General features: G+C 54.3%; 12 protein-coding genes. 7 read left to right on the top strand and 5 right to left on the bottom strand.

Annotation, left to right across the window (positions count from 1 at the left end):
* Position 1: 1 nt before the first annotated feature.
* Positions 2-436: a hypothetical protein gene (locus KK078_RS19530; RefSeq protein WP_254091992.1), complete on the bottom strand. Its 435-nt coding sequence runs from the start codon at positions 434-436 to the stop codon at positions 2-4.
* A gap of 75 nt (positions 437-511) precedes the next feature.
* Between KK078_RS19530 and KK078_RS19525 the strand changes: the two genes are divergently transcribed.
* From KK078_RS19525 to KK078_RS19500, 6 genes are all read left to right on the top strand, one after another.
* On the top strand, positions 512-973 hold the full coding sequence (locus KK078_RS19525; RefSeq protein ID WP_254091991.1) for a MaoC family dehydratase: 462 nt from the start codon (positions 512-514) through the stop codon (positions 971-973).
* A gap of 9 nt (positions 974-982) precedes the next feature.
* Positions 983-1,630, top strand: a complete 648-nt coding sequence (locus tag KK078_RS19520; RefSeq protein WP_254091990.1) for a rhomboid family intramembrane serine protease — start codon at positions 983-985, stop codon at positions 1,628-1,630.
* Positions 1,631-1,924: 294 nt separating this feature from the next.
* A complete protein-coding gene (locus KK078_RS19515; RefSeq protein ID WP_254091989.1) occupies positions 1,925-2,794 on the top strand; it encodes a helix-turn-helix domain-containing protein in 870 nt (289 codons plus the stop codon).
* Positions 2,795-3,129: 335 nt separating this feature from the next.
* On the top strand, positions 3,130-4,314 hold the full coding sequence (locus tag KK078_RS19510) for an efflux RND transporter periplasmic adaptor subunit (RefSeq protein ID WP_254091988.1): 1,185 nt from the start codon (positions 3,130-3,132) through the stop codon (positions 4,312-4,314).
* Between the two features lie 103 nt (positions 4,315-4,417).
* Positions 4,418-7,579 (top strand): efflux RND transporter permease subunit, encoded by a 3,162-nt coding sequence (locus KK078_RS19505; RefSeq protein WP_254091987.1) that lies wholly within the window; start codon positions 4,418-4,420, stop codon positions 7,577-7,579.
* 11 nt (positions 7,580-7,590) lie between these two features.
* A complete protein-coding gene (locus KK078_RS19500) occupies positions 7,591-9,018 on the top strand; it encodes an efflux transporter outer membrane subunit (RefSeq protein ID WP_254091986.1) in 1,428 nt (475 codons plus the stop codon).
* Between the two features lie 83 nt (positions 9,019-9,101).
* Here the strand turns inward: KK078_RS19500 and KK078_RS19495 are convergent, their stop codons facing one another.
* Positions 9,102-9,770, bottom strand: coding sequence for a hypothetical protein (locus KK078_RS19495; RefSeq protein ID WP_254091985.1), 669 nt, complete (start codon positions 9,768-9,770; stop codon positions 9,102-9,104).
* Between the two features lie 125 nt (positions 9,771-9,895).
* Between KK078_RS19495 and KK078_RS19490 the strand changes: the two genes are divergently transcribed.
* Positions 9,896-13,336, top strand: coding sequence for a methylmalonyl-CoA mutase family protein (locus KK078_RS19490; RefSeq protein WP_254091984.1), 3,441 nt, complete (start codon positions 9,896-9,898; stop codon positions 13,334-13,336).
* A 313-nt stretch (positions 13,337-13,649) separates the two neighbouring features.
* Here the strand turns inward: KK078_RS19490 and KK078_RS19485 are convergent, their stop codons facing one another.
* The 3 genes from KK078_RS19485 to KK078_RS19475 form a co-directional block, all read right to left on the bottom strand.
* Entirely contained in the window at positions 13,650-14,450 is an 801-nt protein-coding gene (locus KK078_RS19485; protein WP_254091983.1) for a tetratricopeptide repeat protein, read from the bottom strand.
* Positions 14,451-14,496: 46 nt separating this feature from the next.
* On the bottom strand, positions 14,497-16,302 hold the full coding sequence (gene typA / locus KK078_RS19480) for a translational GTPase TypA (protein WP_254091982.1): 1,806 nt from the start codon (positions 16,300-16,302) through the stop codon (positions 14,497-14,499).
* 317 nt (positions 16,303-16,619) lie between these two features.
* Positions 16,620-17,522 carry a class I SAM-dependent methyltransferase gene (locus KK078_RS19475; RefSeq protein ID WP_262898736.1) on the bottom strand — a complete coding sequence of 301 codons (903 nt, stop codon included), beginning with the start codon at positions 17,520-17,522 and terminating at the stop codon, positions 16,620-16,622.
* Positions 17,523-17,571: the final 49 nt, after the last annotated feature.

The raw sequence follows: 17,571 nt of genomic DNA, 5'->3' as shown, positions 1-17,571 counted from the left end.
ATCAAATATCGACGTGGTAAACATCCTGCTGGTTGCGGGCGATGTTTTGTACGTGAAAGCCGCCGGGCTGCGGCACCTCCTCGACCAGGTCAAACAGGGTGCACGCCTTGGGCAAGGCCGAAAAAATGAGCAGAAAGTTGTAGGTGCCCACGCGGGGTATGGCTGTCCACATCGGAGCGTACGAAATGTTCTCGGCATGTACCAGGCTGGAACGGGAGCCGGTGTCGCGGTCTACCAGGTAGGTAGTGCGCCAAATGCGGATCAGCATCTCCTCCGACTCATTCTCAAAATAGCAGTGGACGTACACGTAGGAGTCCTCGAGCGTTTCGGGCGCGATGGCCGCCAGAATCTCGGTATCAACGGCGGGACTGGGCTTTACCGGTACCTCCGGCACGGCCGCCGACCTGATAAAAGGGGTGTTTACGGTACTCGACATACTTACAAATCCAACAAATTTCGCATTATTTCCGGGAAATCTCTACTTTCGCCCGCATTATCCTACTCTAATCGTATGAGCAAACTTGTCATCGGCAGTTTCCGGGAATTCGAACAATACATCGGCAAAGACCTGGGCTACTCAGATTACCTGAAGATCACCCAGGAACAGATCAATAAATTTGCGGAGGCCACCCTTGACCACCAGTGGATCCACACCGACCCCGTACGGGCGGCGGAAGGCCCTTTCAAAAAACCGATCGCACACGGCTACCTGGCCCTGTCGATCATCCCCTACCTGTGGGACCAGGTGGCCGAGATCAACAACGTCAAGATGCTGGTGAACTACGGCATTGAAAAGTTGAAGTTCAACCAACCCGTGCTGGTCGACAACGAAGTACGCCTGAAGGTAACACTCGAGTCGCTCGCCGACCTGCGGGGCATCACCAAAGCCCAACTGCTCGCCACCCTCGAGATCAAAGACAACCCCAAGCCGGCGTTTACCGCGTCGATCATTTTCCTGTACCACTTCAAATAGTCCATCGGCTTGAAGGTCAATCTCGAATCGCTCCTCACGGTTACCAACGTGCTGATCGCCGTGACCGCTATCGTAAGCTTCTATGCCTTCGAGCGGCCCGACTTTCTGAACAAGCTTATCATGAACCCCTACCGCGTCAGGCACCGGCGCGAGTACTACCGGTTCATTACCTCGGGGTTCATTCACCTCGACCACATACATATTATCTTCAACATGTTCTCGCTGTACTTCTTTGGTACAGCCATGGAGACCGTGTTCTCGACAATCTTCGGTCCGCTGGGCTATTTATACTTTATTGCCCTGTACATCCTCGGTATTATCGTGTCTGACATTCCTACATTCTTCAAACATCAGAACAACCCGCGGTATAATGCGCTCGGCGCGTCCGGCGGTGTGGCATCGGTGATCTTTGCGTTTGTGATTTTTCTGCCGCTGGAAGACATCTGCATCTACTTCGCCTTTTGCTTTCCGGGATTTATCATGGGCACCGCCTACCTGGTGTTCTCCTGGTATCAGGGCAAGAAAGCCAACGACAATATCAACCACGATGCCCACCTGTATGGCGCCCTGTTCGGTCTGGTATTCTGCATAGTGTTATACCCTCGGGTACTGCCCGAGTTCGTCGAGCAGCTTAAGAACTGGCGCATGTTCCAGTGAGCCACAATAAAAAAACACACCCCGCGTCTTAAGGGTTTCCACCGCTACGGTTGTCTTGGTAAGAGTTTCCGTATGAAGCGAACGTGAACACCGTGTGAAGCGAACAGCTGTCAGTCTGCATCTGACCCAAAATAGGTGACATCTTTTCATCGCACAGGGATTGTATTTTGTCGGGTAGGATATGTTTTCTATACAAATTCAGCCCCAGGACAGAACTTTTAGTACCCGTTTCGTTGTAATACAGGATTACGTACCCGAAACCGAAATCCGATGGCCCACTATTCGCACCCTTCCATGAACCTGACTGACACGATCATTCCTGTCTATAATCTCATGACCTGTTCCGGCGGTACCGACTTTGGCATCTCCCGGTGCGAGCCTGACGACGATTTCACCGACTTTCAGGAGCCCCACCGGAACGAAGGATACTCGTTGATCTTACTGACACGCGGCGCGGTCTCCAAGTTCATCGATTTTGAAAAGTACTATATCGAAGCGCCGGCGCTGATCTCCATGAGCCCCGAGCAAGTGCACCAGTGGGTCAAGTCGTATGATGCTGAGCTGCTGTTCATCTCCTTTAATAAAGACTTTCTCATGGGCGAGATGCAGGGATGGATGGCCTGCTGGGAATGTATGTTTGGTCACGTAATTCAGGACATGGATGCGTCGACCATGGACGAGCTGATGGTCTATGCACGCCTGATGGAAGAGGAGTTTGCCGCCAACAAACCACAGAAGGACAGCCTGATCCGGAATCTCTTAAATGCGTTTATTATCTGTTGCGCACGTTTGCAGGACATCAGTGTGCCCGTCATGCAGATGGATTCCACCCAAAACAAACTGGTGCGTCAATTTAAATATCAGGTCGACGCGCACTTCCGGGAAAAGACCATGGTGGCCGAATATGCCGATATGTTATATGTAACCCCGGGGCACCTGAACGAAGTGATCAAAACAACCGTTGGCAAGACAGCCAAACAGGTCATCGACGAGAAGCGGTTGATGGAAGCCAAACGTTTGTTATTCTGGGGCAACTCCTCCATGAAAGAGATTGCATGGCAGTTAAAGTTCGAAGACGACTCGTATTTTAATCGGTTCTTTAAAAAACACACGGGCCATACGCCATATCTATATCAACGCACGATCCGCGAAAAGTACAATTAATGCCATGATTAGGTAAATGTCTGCTTGCATGAAGCATAATACTTTTGCTTCATGATCAACCTGGCAAGAATGCACAATAATCCACCACAGGCAAAACCTTTTACGGGGGTTTGCCGTGTTAAGGGGATTATTATGTTGATCCACCACGCATTCCCGTGTCGCCCGTGTACGGCCGATCTGGAAGCATAGTACCCCCTGCGCGTTATGCACCCTCCGCGCCGGTTGCTCTGCTCCACCGGCCTGCATGACCTCCGGTCGCCCCGCCGGCACATTGCCAGCTTGTCTTACGTAACTCACCTGAAACCACATTTGATATATATTTAAAAGAAGGAAGTATGAAACGTTTATTGAACCCACTTGCAACCACCGGAGTCACCATGCTCGGGAGCATGGCACTCGTCGCCATATTAAACAGCTGCACCTCGTCGTCGGGCAACGACGGTGGCATGATGCAAATGCCCACCCCTACCCTGCCCGTATTGACCGTCGCCAACGTAGCCACTACTACACACCGTGAGTATGCCGCTACGCTGGAAGGCAAGGTGAACGTCGAGATTCGTCCGCAGGTAGCCGGCTACCTGGAGACGATCTTTATCGACGAAGGTGACTATGTCAAAGCCGGTCAGCCCTTGTTCCGCATCAACGACCGTCCCTACCGCGAGCAGGTAGCCAATACCACGGCCTCGCTAAAGGCTGCACAAGCTAACGAAGCGAAGGCCCAGCTGGAAGTGGACCGCCTGACACCGCTGGTAAAAAACAACGTCGTGTCGGAGATCCAACTGCAGACGGCACAAGCCAGCCTGGAGTCGGCCAAAGCCAACGTGGCCCAGGCCCGCGCCCAGATGGGCAACGCCGAGATCAACGCCGGCTATGCGCTGATCAAGGCCCCCGTAAGCGGTTACATCGGCCACATTCCCTATAAGCTCGGAAGCCTGGTAGGCCGTGGCGAAGACCTGCCGCTGACAGTCCTGTCGGATGTGAAAGAGATCTATGCCTACTTCTCGCTGAGCGAAGTCGACTTCCTGCAGTTCAAAGAGCAGGTGCCCGGCGCGACGCTGGAAGAAAAGCTGAAGAACCTGCCGCCCGTTAACCTGATCCTGGCCGACAACACAGTATACCCGGAAAAGGGTATCGTGAGCACGGTCGAAGGTCAGTTTGACAAGACCATGGGTGCGATCACTTTCCGCGCAACGTTTCCCAACGCCGCCGGGCTGCTCCGCTCGGGTAACACCGGCCGCGTCAGCATCCCGCGCAACCACGCCCAGGCCCTGGTCGTACCGCAGGAGGCAACGTTCGAGCTACAGGACAAGGTACTGGTATTTGTCGTATCCGACAGCAACAAGGTAGCCAGCCGCCCGATCCGCATCAAAGACCAAAGCTCTACCTATTATTTTGTAGAAGAAGGGCTGAAGCCCGGTGAAAAGATCGTATACCAGGGACTCAGCCGCCTGCGCGACGGTGCGCTGATCGCCCCGCAGCCTATCGCGCTCGACAGCCTGCTGAAAACAAAACCTATTTAATCAAACCGTTATACCCTGCCGGCTTACCGGCCGCTTAGCGGGCTTGCTTCTCATCGAAGCAGGCCCGGCAGGACCTATACGCACCTTTTAATAACGCTTTCTTATGTTAAAGACATTTATCGAACGACCGGTACTGGCAACGGTCATCTCAATCATACTCGTGCTGCTGGGGCTGCTCTCGCTGCTCCAGCTGCCGGTGACGCAGTTCCCCGACATCGCCCCGCCCAGCATTCAGGTGCAGGCGAACTACCCCGGCGCCAACGCCGAAGTGGTGGCCCGCTCCGTAGCGACGCCCATCGAAGAAGCCGTAAACGGCGTGGAAGACATGACCTACATGACCTCCACATCGAACAACGACGGCACCATGGCGCTGACAGTATATTTTAAGCTCGGCACCAACCCCGACCTGGCCGCTGTAAACGTGCAAAGTCGTGTGTCTAAAGCCACCAGCCTGCTGCCGGCAGAAGTCGTGCAAGCCGGTATCAGCACACAAAAGCAGCAGAACAGTATGATCATGGTGGCCAACCTCATGAGCGACAACCCGCTGTACGACGAAACGTTTCTGCAGAACTATGCCAAGATCAACTTCATCCCCCAGATCCAACGGGTGAACGGTGTAGGCCAGGCCATGGTGTTTGGCTCGAAAGATTACTCCATGCGCATCTGGCTTAAGCCCGATCGCCTCACGGCGTACGGCCTGTCCGTGCAGGAAGTGCTGACCGCCGTGCGCGAGCAAAACCTGGAAGCCGCTCCCGGCCGTCTGGGTGAGAATAGCCACGAGGCGTTTGAATACGTCATCAAGTATCGCGGTAAATTCAACAAAGACGAGCAGTATGGCGACATCATTCTGCGCGCCAACGCCGACGGTTCCGTGCTGCGTCTGCGCGACGTAGCCCGTGTCGAGCTGGGCTCTTTCTCGTACAATCAAAACACAACCGTCAACGGCAAGCAAGGCATCGGTCTGGCGATCTTCCAGACCGCCGGCTCCAACGCCAACGACATTCAAACCGAAGTAAACGCGCTGCTGGAAAAAGCGAAAGCCGATCTTCCGCAAGGCGTACAGGTGTTTACGATCTATAGCACCAAGGAATACCTGGACGAATCAATTAAACAGGTTACAACTACTCTTCTCGAGGCGTTCGTCCTCGTATTCCTTGTTGTATTTATCTTCCTGCAAGACTTCCGTTCGACGCTCATTCCGGCCATCGCGGTGCCGGTAGCGATCATCGGTACGTTCTTCTTCATGCAGCTGTTTGGATTTACCATCAACCTGCTGACGTTGTTCGCCCTCGTATTGGCCATCGGTATCGTGGTGGACGACGCGATTGTGGTCGTGGAAGCCGTGCATGCAAAACTGCAAAGCTCTAAGCTCCATCCACGCGCCGCCACCCTGCAATCCATGTCTGAAATTTCCGGCGCCATTGTCTCTATTACCCTGGTAATGTCGGCGGTGTTTATACCCGTAGGCTTTATGCAAGGTCCCGCAGGTGTATTCTATCGCCAGTTCGCTTTCACGCTCGCCATCGCCATTATCATCTCTGCCGTAAACGCCCTGACGCTTAGCCCTGCGTTGTGCGCCTTGTTCCTGAAGCCCCATGTTGATCATGACGACCATGGCCACGCAAACTTGCCGATTCACAAGCGTTTCTTCCAGGCATTCAACACCAGCTTCAATGCGATGACCGAGAAGTATGTTCGAAGCCTAAGCTTTCTGAATCGTCGTAAATGGATCCCCCTCGGTGGCATTGCCATCGTTACCCTGGCGAGCGTCTGGATGCTGATGTCCACCCCTACTGGCTTTATTCCCAACGAAGACCAGAGCTTCTTTGTGTTCTCCATCACCACGCCTCCCGGCTCATCCCTGGAACGCACGCGCGAAGTAGTACACAAGGTAGAGCAGATCATGAAAGACCTGGAAGCTACCAATCACTACCTGTCGGTGTCGGGCCTGAACATCATTACCAACTCCATCAGCTCCAACTATGCGGTGGGCTTTGTAAAGATGAAACCGCACAAAGACCGGGGGTCGGTGAAAGACATCAACGCCATCATGGGCATGGTAAACCAGAAGCTGGGCGCCATCAACGAGGCGAACATCTTTACCTTCATGATGCCGACCGTGCCCGGTTTCAGCAACCTGTCCGGCTTCGAGTTGATTCTGCAAGACCGCACCGGTGGTTCACTGCACACGCTGAACGAAACCGCACAAGGCCTGATCGGCGAGCTGATGAAGCGTCCCGAAATCGCCTTTGCCTTCACGACGTTCAACACGGCCAACCCGCAGTTCAATTTGAAAATTGACGAGAAGAAAGCCAAGCAACTGGGCGTATCGGTAACCGATGCCCTGCAAACCCTGCAGGTATACTACGGCAGCACGTTCGCGTCAGACTTTAACCGCTTTGGTAAGTTCTACCGCGTTATCATGCAGGCCGACGCAGAGTTCCGCGACGATCCCACATCCCTCAAAGGCATGTTTGTCAAGAACTCCTTTGGTGAGATGGTACCGCTCAGCACCATTATCAGCCTGGAGCGCGTCTATGGCCCCGAAACGGTAACACGTAACAACCTCTTCAACGCCGTTACCATCAACGGTGTGCCAAAGCCTGGCTATAGCTCGGGTGATGCCATTAAAGCTGTAGAAGAAGTGACCGCCCAGTACCTGCCCCGTGGCTTCGGTTACGAGTGGGCTGGTATGACCAAAGAAGAGATCGCCTCCGGCGGACAGGCCGGCTTCATCTTCGCCCTATGTCTCATCTTCGTATACTTCCTGCTGGCGGCACAGTATGAAAGCTACATCCTGCCCCTGTCGGTGATCCTGTCGATACCGCTGGGTATATTCGGCGTGTTCCTGTTCATCCGCCTCTTCGGCATCGAGAACAACATCTATGTGCAGGTAGGGCTTATCATGCTCATAGGTCTGTTGGCAAAGAACGCCATCCTGATCGTAGAGTATGCCGTGCAGCGCCGACGCGCAGGCATGGAGCTGATGGCCGCCGCGCTGGAAGCAGCGCGCTTGCGCCTCCGCCCGATCCTGATGACCTCGTTTGCCTTTATCGTGGGACTGCTGCCGCTGATGCGTGCCACCGGTGCTTCCGCACTCGGTAACCGCTCCATCAGTACAGGTGCTGCCGGCGGTATGCTCACGGGGGTGATCCTCGGCATCTTTGCCGTACCGGTACTCTTCGTCATTTTCCAATACATCCAGGAGCGGATTTCCGGCAAGCGCCCCGAGGCCACTGCCGTAGAACCAACCTCAACGCTATAATCTTTCCGCACATGCGCAGAAATAAGTATTTATCCACAAGTATATCTCTCGGACTGGTAGTCGCCCTCTTAGCGGGCTGCTCTGCCGGAAAGAACTATAAACGTCCTGAACTGAATGCACCCGCGCAATATGCGACGGGTGCCAGCGACAGCAGCGCAGCTTTGCTGTCGTGGAAAGTGTTCTTTCAAGACCCGACCCTGGTAAGCCTGATCGACAAAGCACTGGTCAGCAACTTCGATTTACAGTTGGCCATTCAGCGGCTGGAAACAGCGCATGCGTATGCCAGGCAGGCACGGCTGGCCTGGCTGCCGTCGCTCAACGCGCAAGGCACCGTCTCCACCAATAATCCGTCGAACAACAGCTTTACGGGCATCCAGCTGGGCTCAGTTCCTCCTCCCATCGGTCCCCTCCACCACCTCGAAGATTATACCCTCGGCGGTACGCTGTCATGGGAGATCGATGTATGGGGTAAGATCCGCCGGCAGAAAGAAGCCGCGGTAGCGACCTATCTGCAGAGCTTCGAAGCACGTCGTGCCGTGCAAACCGGCCTCGTAGCGTCTGTCGCCAACAACTACTATAACCTCGTGATGCTCGATGCCCAATTGGAAATTGCCACACGGAACGCGAACCTCAGCGACAGCATCGTGCAAATGATCCGCCTGCAAAAAACGGCAGGCGAAGTTACCGAACTGGCCGTGCAACAGGCTCTTTCACAACAGCAAACCGCCGCACTGCTCGTGCCGCAGCTGGAGCAGGCCATCACTTTACAAGAAAATGCGCTGCGCTTATTACTCGGCGACTGGCCCGGCGCCGTCACCCGCGGCACAGCGCTTGACAGCCTGCTGTCACAAGATTCACTGGCCACCGGTGTACCCGCGGACCTGCTCCGTCTGCGCCCCGATGTACGCTCCAGTGAACTGGCCCTGATAGCGGCCAACGCACGTGTAGGCGCAGCACAGGGCGCCATGTACCCCGCATTGAGCATTACAGCCACGGGTGGACTAAACGCGTTCGAAGCCTCTAACTGGTTCAAGACACCGGCGTCACTGTTCGGCGTGCTGGCCGGAAACCTGACACAACCGATCTTCCAGAAGCGACAGCTGCGCACCCAACTGGATGTAGCCCGCGCGGAGCGCGAGCAACGTGCGATCGAGTTTCGCCGCTCCGTTATGCAGGGCGTACACGACGTAACCAACGCCCTGGTGAAGATCGAGAAGTTGCAAACACAAAAGACGGTAGCCGATGATCGCGTCGAGACACTCGACCAGGCCGTGCAAAATGCCCAACTGCTGTTCCGCAGCGGCATGGCCAACTACCTGGAAGTCGTCACGGCACAAAGCCGCGCGTTGCAGGCGGAGCTTGAACAAGCCACCATCACCCGCCAGCATCTCAGCGCCCAGGTCGAGCTATACCAATCGCTCGGCGGCGGCTGGCAATAAGAGACTTTCTTCTATGTATTTTTTTTGTTGGGGTCTGCCCGGTTCGCCGGGCAGACCTTTTTTTTTGGTGACCGAGGGCCAATCTATTTCCTTACGCCAATAACCGTATCCGTAATAGTCTCATAGGTCGCATAGCAAGCTTTTTTTCCGAACATACTAAAGGAATACAGGGCAATATCATTTTCACTCTCCAGCTCTTTCGGAATCATGTGCGGATATACTTTGCCCAATACATGCGCCATAATGAGGAAGTGTACATTGTTGATAACAATGAGGTCGTCTTCGTCCGAGGAACATTCAATGGTTAACAACTCTATAGAATCTGCATTGATCCTTGCGGTGACTTTGTATCCCAAATTCCCGGTCCAGCTTCGGGTGAAATAAAACACATCGTCATAAACATAGATATCCCATTTTACCTCCATCGCATCAGCCTTAAACACGATCCCCTCCACCGCCGCGCCGTCGTGCGGATATTTTAGATTGGCGGAGACTGATTTTGAATGGGGTATCGACGCGCCCCGGTATTCTTTGCCCAGCGAGCGACGTAAGGCACTGTACTTCTCGGCAACATCCTGTTGGGAAGAGGTGGAAATCATAGTCTGTGTAAACGACCGAATGTCTATGATCCGCTTGTTGAAAGGATTCTCCTCGCCGATCTCATACCACTTGAACTTGAAATTTCCTTCTTCTTTTTGAAGCACTTCCGGCTTCTTTATTTCCTTCTGTTTCTTTTTAAAAAGACCAAACATCGTTTTGTCATTTATAGATTCGCTACCTACAATAACGGAAAATCTATTCAAGAAGATGCTTTCCTAACTCCTGTTAGCACAATAGCCCACTTCTGCGTACTTTCGTGTATAACAATCGATTTTTCATGCGTTCCGATACGATTACAGCCAGTAAAACTGAGAAAAAACAGCCTGTTGCAGCGGGCCACACGGTTCAGGAGCCTTATAAACCGCAACACAAGGTGCGGATCGTCACGGCGGCCAGTCTGTTTGACGGCCACGATGCTGCGATCAATATCATGCGGAGGATCATCCAGGCCACCGGCTGCGAGGTAATTCACCTGGGGCACGACCGCAGTGTCGAAGAAGTGGTAAACACCGCCATTCAGGAAGATGCGCACGCCATTGCCATGACCAGCTACCAGGGCGGGCATACGGAATATTTCAAATACATGTACGACCTCTTACAGGAAAAGGGCGCAGGCCACATCCGCATCTTTGGCGGCGGTGGCGGCGTGATCCTGCCCGAAGAGATCCGCGAGCTGATGGACTACGGCATCACCCGCATCTACTCGCCCGACGATGGCCGCGCCATGGGCCTGCAAGGCATGATCAACGACCTCGTTGAAAAGAGTGACTACCCTACCGGCGAGACCATCTCCGACGACATCACGCAGCTAACAACCTCCAACCACCCCGCGCTGGCAAGGTTGATCTCCGCCGCCGAAAACTTCTACGACAAACACCAGAATGTTTTCAAAAAGGTAAACGAACAGGCGGCTACTTCGACGGCCCCCGTACTGGGCATTACCGGCACGGGTGGTGCGGGTAAGTCGTCTATGGTGGACGAGATCGTACGCCGCTTCCTGATCGACTTTAAAGACAAGACCCTCGGCATCATTTCCGTCGATCCTTCCAAACGCAAAACGGGCGGCGCACTCTTAGGCGACCGGATCCGGATGAACGCCATCAACAACCCACGCGTGTTCATGCGCTCCCTGGCAACACGGCAAAGCAACCTGGCACTGTCTGCCTATGTGAAAGAAGCCATACAAGTACTCAAAGCTGCAGGTTTTGACCTCATTATACTGGAGACCTCCGGCATTGGCCAGAGCGACACGGAGATCCTCGACCACAGCGACGTGTCACTTTATATCATGACGCCCGAATACGGCGCCGCCACACAGTTGGAAAAGATCGACATGCTCGACTTTGCCGACGTCATTGCCCTGAACAAGTTCGACAAACGCGGTGCCCTCGACGCCCTGCGCGACGTCAAGAAACAATACCAGCGCAACCACCAGCTGTGGAACAGCCCGGCGGAAGGAATGCCCGTGTTCGGCACCATCGCCTCGCAGTTCAACGACCCCGGCACGAATCAGCTCTACAAACACGTCATGGATACGATCGCCGAAAAGACCGGCGCACCGTTGCAGTCGTCGTTTGAGATCACACGCGAGATGTCGGAGAAGATCTTTGTCATCCCGCCGCACCGCACACGCTACCTCAGCGAGATTGCCGAAAACAACCGCGGCTACGACGGCTGGGTAAAAGACCAGGCCACCATCGCACAAAAGCTCTACGCCCTGCGCACGGCGATGGATACTGTACGCGAGCTGGCCCCCGAAGACAAAGATCGGCTGCTGAAGGGACTGGAAGAGCAATTTGAAAAGCTCAAACTGGGTCTCGACCCGCGCAACTGGAAGCTGCTCGAAAACTGGCCAGCGCTGGTAGCGCAATACAAAGGCCCACTGTTTAAGTTCAAGGTGCGCGACAAAGAGATCGGCATCAAGACACACGCCGAGTCGCTGTCGCACTTGCAAATACCGAAGGTATCGCTGCCCCGCTACGAAGCCTGGGGCGAGCTGCTGCAATGGAACCTGCAAGAGAACGTGCCCGGCGAGTTCCCCTATACCGCCGGTATCTATCCCTTCAAACGCGAGGGCGAGGACCCCACGCGCATGTTCGCCGGCGAAGGCGGCCCCGAGCGTACCAACCGTCGCTTTCATTACGTGAGCATGGCCATGCCCGCCAAACGTCTGTCGACGGCGTTCGACTCGGTAACACTCTACGGCAACGACCCCGACTATCGCCCCGACATCTATGGCAAGATCGGCAACTCCGGCGTTAGCATCTGCTGCCTGGACGACGCCAAGAAGCTCTACAGCGGCTTTAACCTGGCCGACCCGAAAACATCGGTATCGATGACCATCAACGGTCCCGCGCCCATGCTGCTGGGCTATTTCATGAATGCCGCCATCGACCAGCAATGCGAAGTATATATCAAGCAAAACGGCCTGGAAGAAGAGGTAAAGCAAAAGATCGCCGCGCTGTATAAAGACTATCCCGGTAAACACCCCACCTACCAGGGTGCATTGCCCAAAGGCAACGACGGCCTCGGGCTAATGCTGCTGGGCGTGACCGGCGACCAGGTGTTGCCGGCCGACGTCTACCAAAAGATCAAAGCCGAAACCCTCTCACAAGTACGCGGCACGGTGCAAGCCGATATCCTCAAAGAGGATCAGGCACAAAACACCTGTATCTTCTCGACGGAGTTCGCACTCCGCCTCATGGGCGACGTCCAGCAATACTTCATCGACCAGAACGTACGCAACTTCTACTCGGTATCCATCTCGGGCTACCACATCGCCGAGGCCGGTGCCAACCCCATCACACAACTGGCCTTTACCCTTGCCAACGGCTTTACATACGTGGAGTATTACCTCAGCCGCGGCATGGACATCAACGACTTTGCCCCCAACCTGTCGTTCTTCTTCAGCAACGGCATAGACCCCGAGTACGCCGTCATCGGGCGTGTAGCCCGCCGCCTCTGGGCGAAGGCGCTCAAGAACAAGTATGACGGCAATGCACGTTCACAAATGCTGAAGTATCATATCCAGACATCGGGCCGCTCGCTGCACGCGCAGGAGATCGACTTCAACGACATCCGCACCACGCTGCAAGCCCTGTATGCCATCTACGACAACTGCAACTCGCTGCATACAAATGCCTATGACGAGGCCATCACCACGCCGACGGAAGAGAGCGTACGCCGCGCCATGGCCATCCAGCTCATCATCAACAAAGAGCTGGGCCTGGCCAGGAACGAAAACCCGCTGCAAGGCTCGTTCATCATCGAAGAGCTGACCGACCTGGTAGAAGAAGCCGTACTGTCGGAGTTCGACCGCATTACCGAGCGCGGCGGCGTACTGGGCGCGATGGAGACCATGTACCAGCGTGGCAAGATCCAGGAAGAAAGCCTGCACTACGAGATGTTGAAGCATACCGGCGAGTTTCCGATCATTGGCGTCAATACCTTCCTAAGCTCGAAGGGCTCGCCGACGGTCATTCCGCAAGAGGTTATCCGCGCCACGACCGAAGAGAAAGAGTATCAGATCAACATGCTGAACAACCTGCACAGCGTGCACGAGCAACGCGTTAGGGAACAGTTGGCACGTGTGCAACAGGCGGCAGTACAAAACCAGAACATCTTCGAAGCGCTGATGGAGGCCTGTAAAGTCTGCTCCCTGGGGCAGATCACGAAAGCTCTCTTTGAGGTAGGCGGACAGTATCGCCGGAATATGTAAACGAAATACCTAAGCTGAGAATTACTTTTCTCCGCCGCGCCCTACCCGGGTGCGGCGCTTTTGTTTCCCCCAGGTCAAAACGCGGCCGTCGATTCCCGGGACTGGGTCTGTCCCCCCTTCGCGTGCGGCTCGTTTTCTCCACGGATGTCCCATAGATGTCCTACCCCTATATAGGCACGGAACATCTGTGGGACATCTATGGAACATCCCTGCATAGACCCAAAGTATACACGGAGATGGGCGCACCCCTCCCGGAATTCTAAGATCAGCATTAAAACAGTGTGGAGAGCCCGGGGAAAACGCCGGGAACGTCCTATTCCTTCGTGGAATAGCAATACTCTTTCAAATAGTCGACAGCATCGTCAAAACCGGCATGGAAAGCCTTGGTCAACGTACTACAGCCAGCCGCGAGCTGGTCGTTTTCCACCTGGGCCACGCCTTTGTAGAATAACAAGGTAACATTCCCCGGCTCTTGTTTCAAACCTGCCTCGATATATTTCAGGGCCAGGCCATACGCCTCCTGCTCGATACACATCGAGCCGGCAAACAGATAGGTCTGCACGTAGCCCGGTTCTTTAGCAATGGCTTCATCAAAAACGATCTTGGCGCTATCGGGCCGTTGCTCGTACGCGTAGGTCAGGCCCAGGTAAGCCTGCAGCTCGGGGTCTTCTTCCTCACGCAGCATCGTCCGGATAGCAGTACGTGCCTCGGCATAACGCCCCGCCTCCATCAGGATCGAAGCGCGCCAGCGGTCGATCTGCGGGTCGCCATAACGGCCTACCGCAAACGCATCGAGCTCCTTCAGCAACAGATCATATTTCTCCAAGCCCTGGTATACATACATGCGCAACAGCTTACCCTGGTGGTCGGTAGGATATTTGCCCAGGTATTGATTCACATCGGTCAGCGCCTCATTGAATCTCTCGGCACTGAAGTAAGCATAGGCACGCTTGTGCAACACGATGTAGTCGGACTCGTCCGCATACATGGCATTCTGCAATATTTTACTGTAAAGCGCGATCGCGCCTTCGAAGTCTTCGCGCGCAGCGAGGGTGTCGGCTTCGGTTTCCAGGGCGGCGCGGCCTTGTTGGGCAACGGCAAAAAAAGAACTCATTACCCCGCAAAGGGTAATGAGTCCGGCGATTATTGAAAATCGAATATTATTTACCGAAACGCTTGCGCTCATTTTCCGTCAGGTAAATTTTACGCAGGCGAATGGATTTCGGCGTCACTTCAACATACTCATCTGACTGAATATATTCGAGGGCCTCTTCAAGCGTAAATTTCACCGGCGGCGCAATGCGCATCTTTTCGTCGGCACCTGACGCACGCATGTTGGTCAGCTTCTTGGTCTTGGTAACGTTGATCACCAGGTCACCGCTGCGGCTGTGCTCGCCGATTACCTGACCTTCGTAGATAGGCTCTCCTGGATCGATGAAGAACTTACCGCGGTCTTGCAGGTTGTTAAGGGAGTAAGCAATCGCTTCGCCTTGCTCCATAACGATCAGCGAACCGTTGATACGGCCCGGGATTTCGCCACGGTACGGCTGGTATTCCAGGAAGCGGTGTGTTACGATCGCTTCACCGGCGGTTACGTTCAACAGGTAGTTACGCAGACCGATGATACCCCGTGAAGGGATGGTGAACTTCAGGATCATACGGTCGCCTTTCGGCTCCATGTTGGTCATCTCGCCTTTGCGCTGTGATACGGTTTCAATGGCCTTGCCCGAAACAACTTCCGGAAGGTCGATCGTCAGCTCTTCGATAGGCTCGCTCTTCACACCGTCGATCTCTTTGAAGATCACCTGCGGCTGACCGATCTGAAGCTCATAGCCTTCACGGCGCATGGTTTCGATCAGTACAGACAAGTGCAGTACGCCGCGGCCAAAGACCATGAACGAGTCGGCCGAACCGGTTTCGCCCACGCGCAACGCGAGGTTCTTCTCCAGCTCCTTCTCAAGTCTTTCTTTGATGTGCCGTGAGGTTACGAACTTACCCTCTTTGCCGTAGAACGGCGAGTTGTTGATCGTAAAGAGCATGCTCATGGTCGGCTCGTCGATCTTGATCGACGCCATAGCCTCGGGATTCTCGATGTCGGCAACCGTATCACCGATCTCAAACCCTTCCAGACCCACCAGCGCGCAGATCTCACCCGCCTTTACTTCCTCTACTTTTTCTTTTCCAAACCCTTCAAAGACATAAAGATCTTTGATCCGTGATTTTACGATGGCTTTGGTATCGCGTTTGATCAACGCAACCGGCTGACCCGCCTTGATGCCACCACGGTGTACACGTCCGATCGCTACCCGGCCGGTATAAGCCGAGTACTCGAGCGATGTAATGAGCATCTGCGTAGTACCTTCTGCGATCTTCGGCGCAGGGATGTATTCGATGATACCGTCGAGCAATGGCGTGATGCTGTCGGTAGGTGTTTTCCAGTCCGTGCTCATCCAGCCGTTTTTGGCAGAACCGTAAAACGCCGGGAAGTTCAACTGCTCTTCGGTCGCATCGAGTTGGAACATGAGCTCGAATACTTGCTCGTGCACCTCGTCGGGCGTACAGTTTTTCTTGTCTACTTTGTTTACGACCACGATCGGCTTCAGGCCCAGTTGCAGGGCTTTCTGCAGCACGAAGCGGGTTTGGGGCATGGGCCCTTCAAACGCATCGACCAGCAGGAGAACGCCGTCAGCCATGTTCAGCACGCGCTCTACCTCGCCACCAAAGTCGCTGTGACCCGGGGTATCGATTACGTTGATCTTATAGTCTTTATAACGTACGGACACGTTCTTAGCCAAGATCGTGATACCACGCTCACGCTCCAGGTCGTTGCTGTCCATGATCAGCTCGCCGGGATTTTCGTGATCTTTAAAAAGCTTTCCCGCCATCAGCAGTTTGTCCACTAGCGTAGTCTTACCGTGGTCGACGTGGGCGATAATGGCGATGTTCCTGATCTTGTTAACGTCCATAAATTCGTTGTATTCCTTGTTTTTCTTGAATTGAGGCGCAAAGATACGGTTATTTAAGGACTTGTCGAAGGCCTCGCAAAAAGACTACGAATAATTCACATTCCCGTGTTCCACCACTCTTTCATCCGCGTATACCCTATTTCTCGAAAGATTCTTCGCCTACCGCACACGTTTGAATAGCGTTATCAGGAATGTGAAAGGGGAGATTACCCGTATCAAAGCCCTATCATACCCGTATCAAAGCCCTACTAAAGCCCTATATAAGCCCTGTCAAAGCCGCACCAAAGGCATGCCGGCGCAGGTTGCTCCAACCTGGCTTATTCCGACCGGAACCGTAAAAAGGTGCCCATCGGCAGATCCTTGCCCTGCCTGGATTTCAGGAAAAATTCGCCGTATTCCGGGGCCGCCTGTGGGAAATGTGTTTTCACCACGTTCAGGCCCACGATCGGCGAAAGACCCACGGCATACATGCTCAGAATAAAGAAGTGATGATCGTCTTCTAACAATTGACTACTCATGTAGACCAGTTCGTTCAGCTGTTCTTGCAGCGTCCACTTCTCTCCTTCGGGACCACGGCCGTACGGCGGCGGGTCCATGATCAGTCCGTTGTATTTATTGCCACGCTTGACCTCACGGCGCACAAACTTAAAGGCGTCTTCATATACCCAACGGATGTTATCCTGGTTGTTCAACTGCATGTTCTGGTTGGCCCAGTTGATCCCGGGGCGGGACGCATCGCAATGCACCACATCGGCCCCCGCCGTGCGCGCCACGACAGACGCTGCGCCGGTATAAGCAAACAAGTTCAGCACGCGGGGCCTGGCGATCTTCCAGCCGGTGACGGTGTCGTAGATAAAATTCCAGTTGTTGCCTTGCTCCGGAAAAACACCAACGTGGCCGAAGCTGGTCAGACCAAGGCGAAGGTTGAGGGTGAGGTCGTTGTAACGATACTGCACCTGCCAGTTTTCGGGCATGGACGGGCCGCGCGACCAGCCACCCTTCACATCGTCGGCAAAGCGAAAGTTATCCTTTTGCTCGCGCACAAAGCGCGCGTGGGCCAGCTTCTTCCATTCGTCTTCGTGTAACGACTTGCTCCAGATCGCCTGAGGCTCGGGGCGGCTGAGAATATACTTGCCAAAACGTTCGAGCTTTTCGAAGTCGCCGGAGTCCAGCAGTTCGTAGTCCTGCCAGGAAGAAGGATGGTGCAGCTTGATATTCAACGCGTAGTGCCGTTTATTTTGGGGGCAAAGTAACAGAACTAATGGTAAA

This window comes from Dawidia soli, from assembly GCF_018598185.1.
Lineage (GTDB): Bacteria > Bacteroidota > Bacteroidia > Cytophagales > Cyclobacteriaceae > Ohtaekwangia > Ohtaekwangia soli.
This window is presented reverse-complemented; position numbering and strand designations above follow the sequence as displayed.

What these genes read in the sequence shown, in the direction of transcription:
- KK078_RS19530 (WP_254091992.1), bottom strand. Translation starts at nt 436, where the DNA reads ATGTCGAGTACCGTAAACACCCCTTTTATCAGGTCGGCGGCCGTGCCG.
- KK078_RS19525 (WP_254091991.1), top strand. Translation starts at nt 512, where the DNA reads ATGAGCAAACTTGTCATCGGCAGTTTCCGGGAATTCGAACAATACATC.
- KK078_RS19515 (WP_254091989.1), top strand. Translation starts at nt 1,925, where the DNA reads ATGAACCTGACTGACACGATCATTCCTGTCTATAATCTCATGACCTGT.
- KK078_RS19510 (WP_254091988.1), top strand. Translation starts at nt 3,130, where the DNA reads ATGAAACGTTTATTGAACCCACTTGCAACCACCGGAGTCACCATGCTC.
- KK078_RS19505 (WP_254091987.1), top strand. Translation starts at nt 4,418, where the DNA reads ATGTTAAAGACATTTATCGAACGACCGGTACTGGCAACGGTCATCTCA.
- KK078_RS19500 (WP_254091986.1), top strand. Translation starts at nt 7,591, where the DNA reads ATGCGCAGAAATAAGTATTTATCCACAAGTATATCTCTCGGACTGGTA.
- KK078_RS19495 (WP_254091985.1), bottom strand. Translation starts at nt 9,770, where the DNA reads ATGTTTGGTCTTTTTAAAAAGAAACAGAAGGAAATAAAGAAGCCGGAA.
- KK078_RS19490 (WP_254091984.1), top strand. Translation starts at nt 9,896, where the DNA reads ATGCGTTCCGATACGATTACAGCCAGTAAAACTGAGAAAAAACAGCCT.
- KK078_RS19485 (WP_254091983.1), bottom strand. Translation starts at nt 14,450, where the DNA reads ATGAGTTCTTTTTTTGCCGTTGCCCAACAAGGCCGCGCCGCCCTGGAA.
- typA (WP_254091982.1), bottom strand. Translation starts at nt 16,302, where the DNA reads ATGGACGTTAACAAGATCAGGAACATCGCCATTATCGCCCACGTCGAC.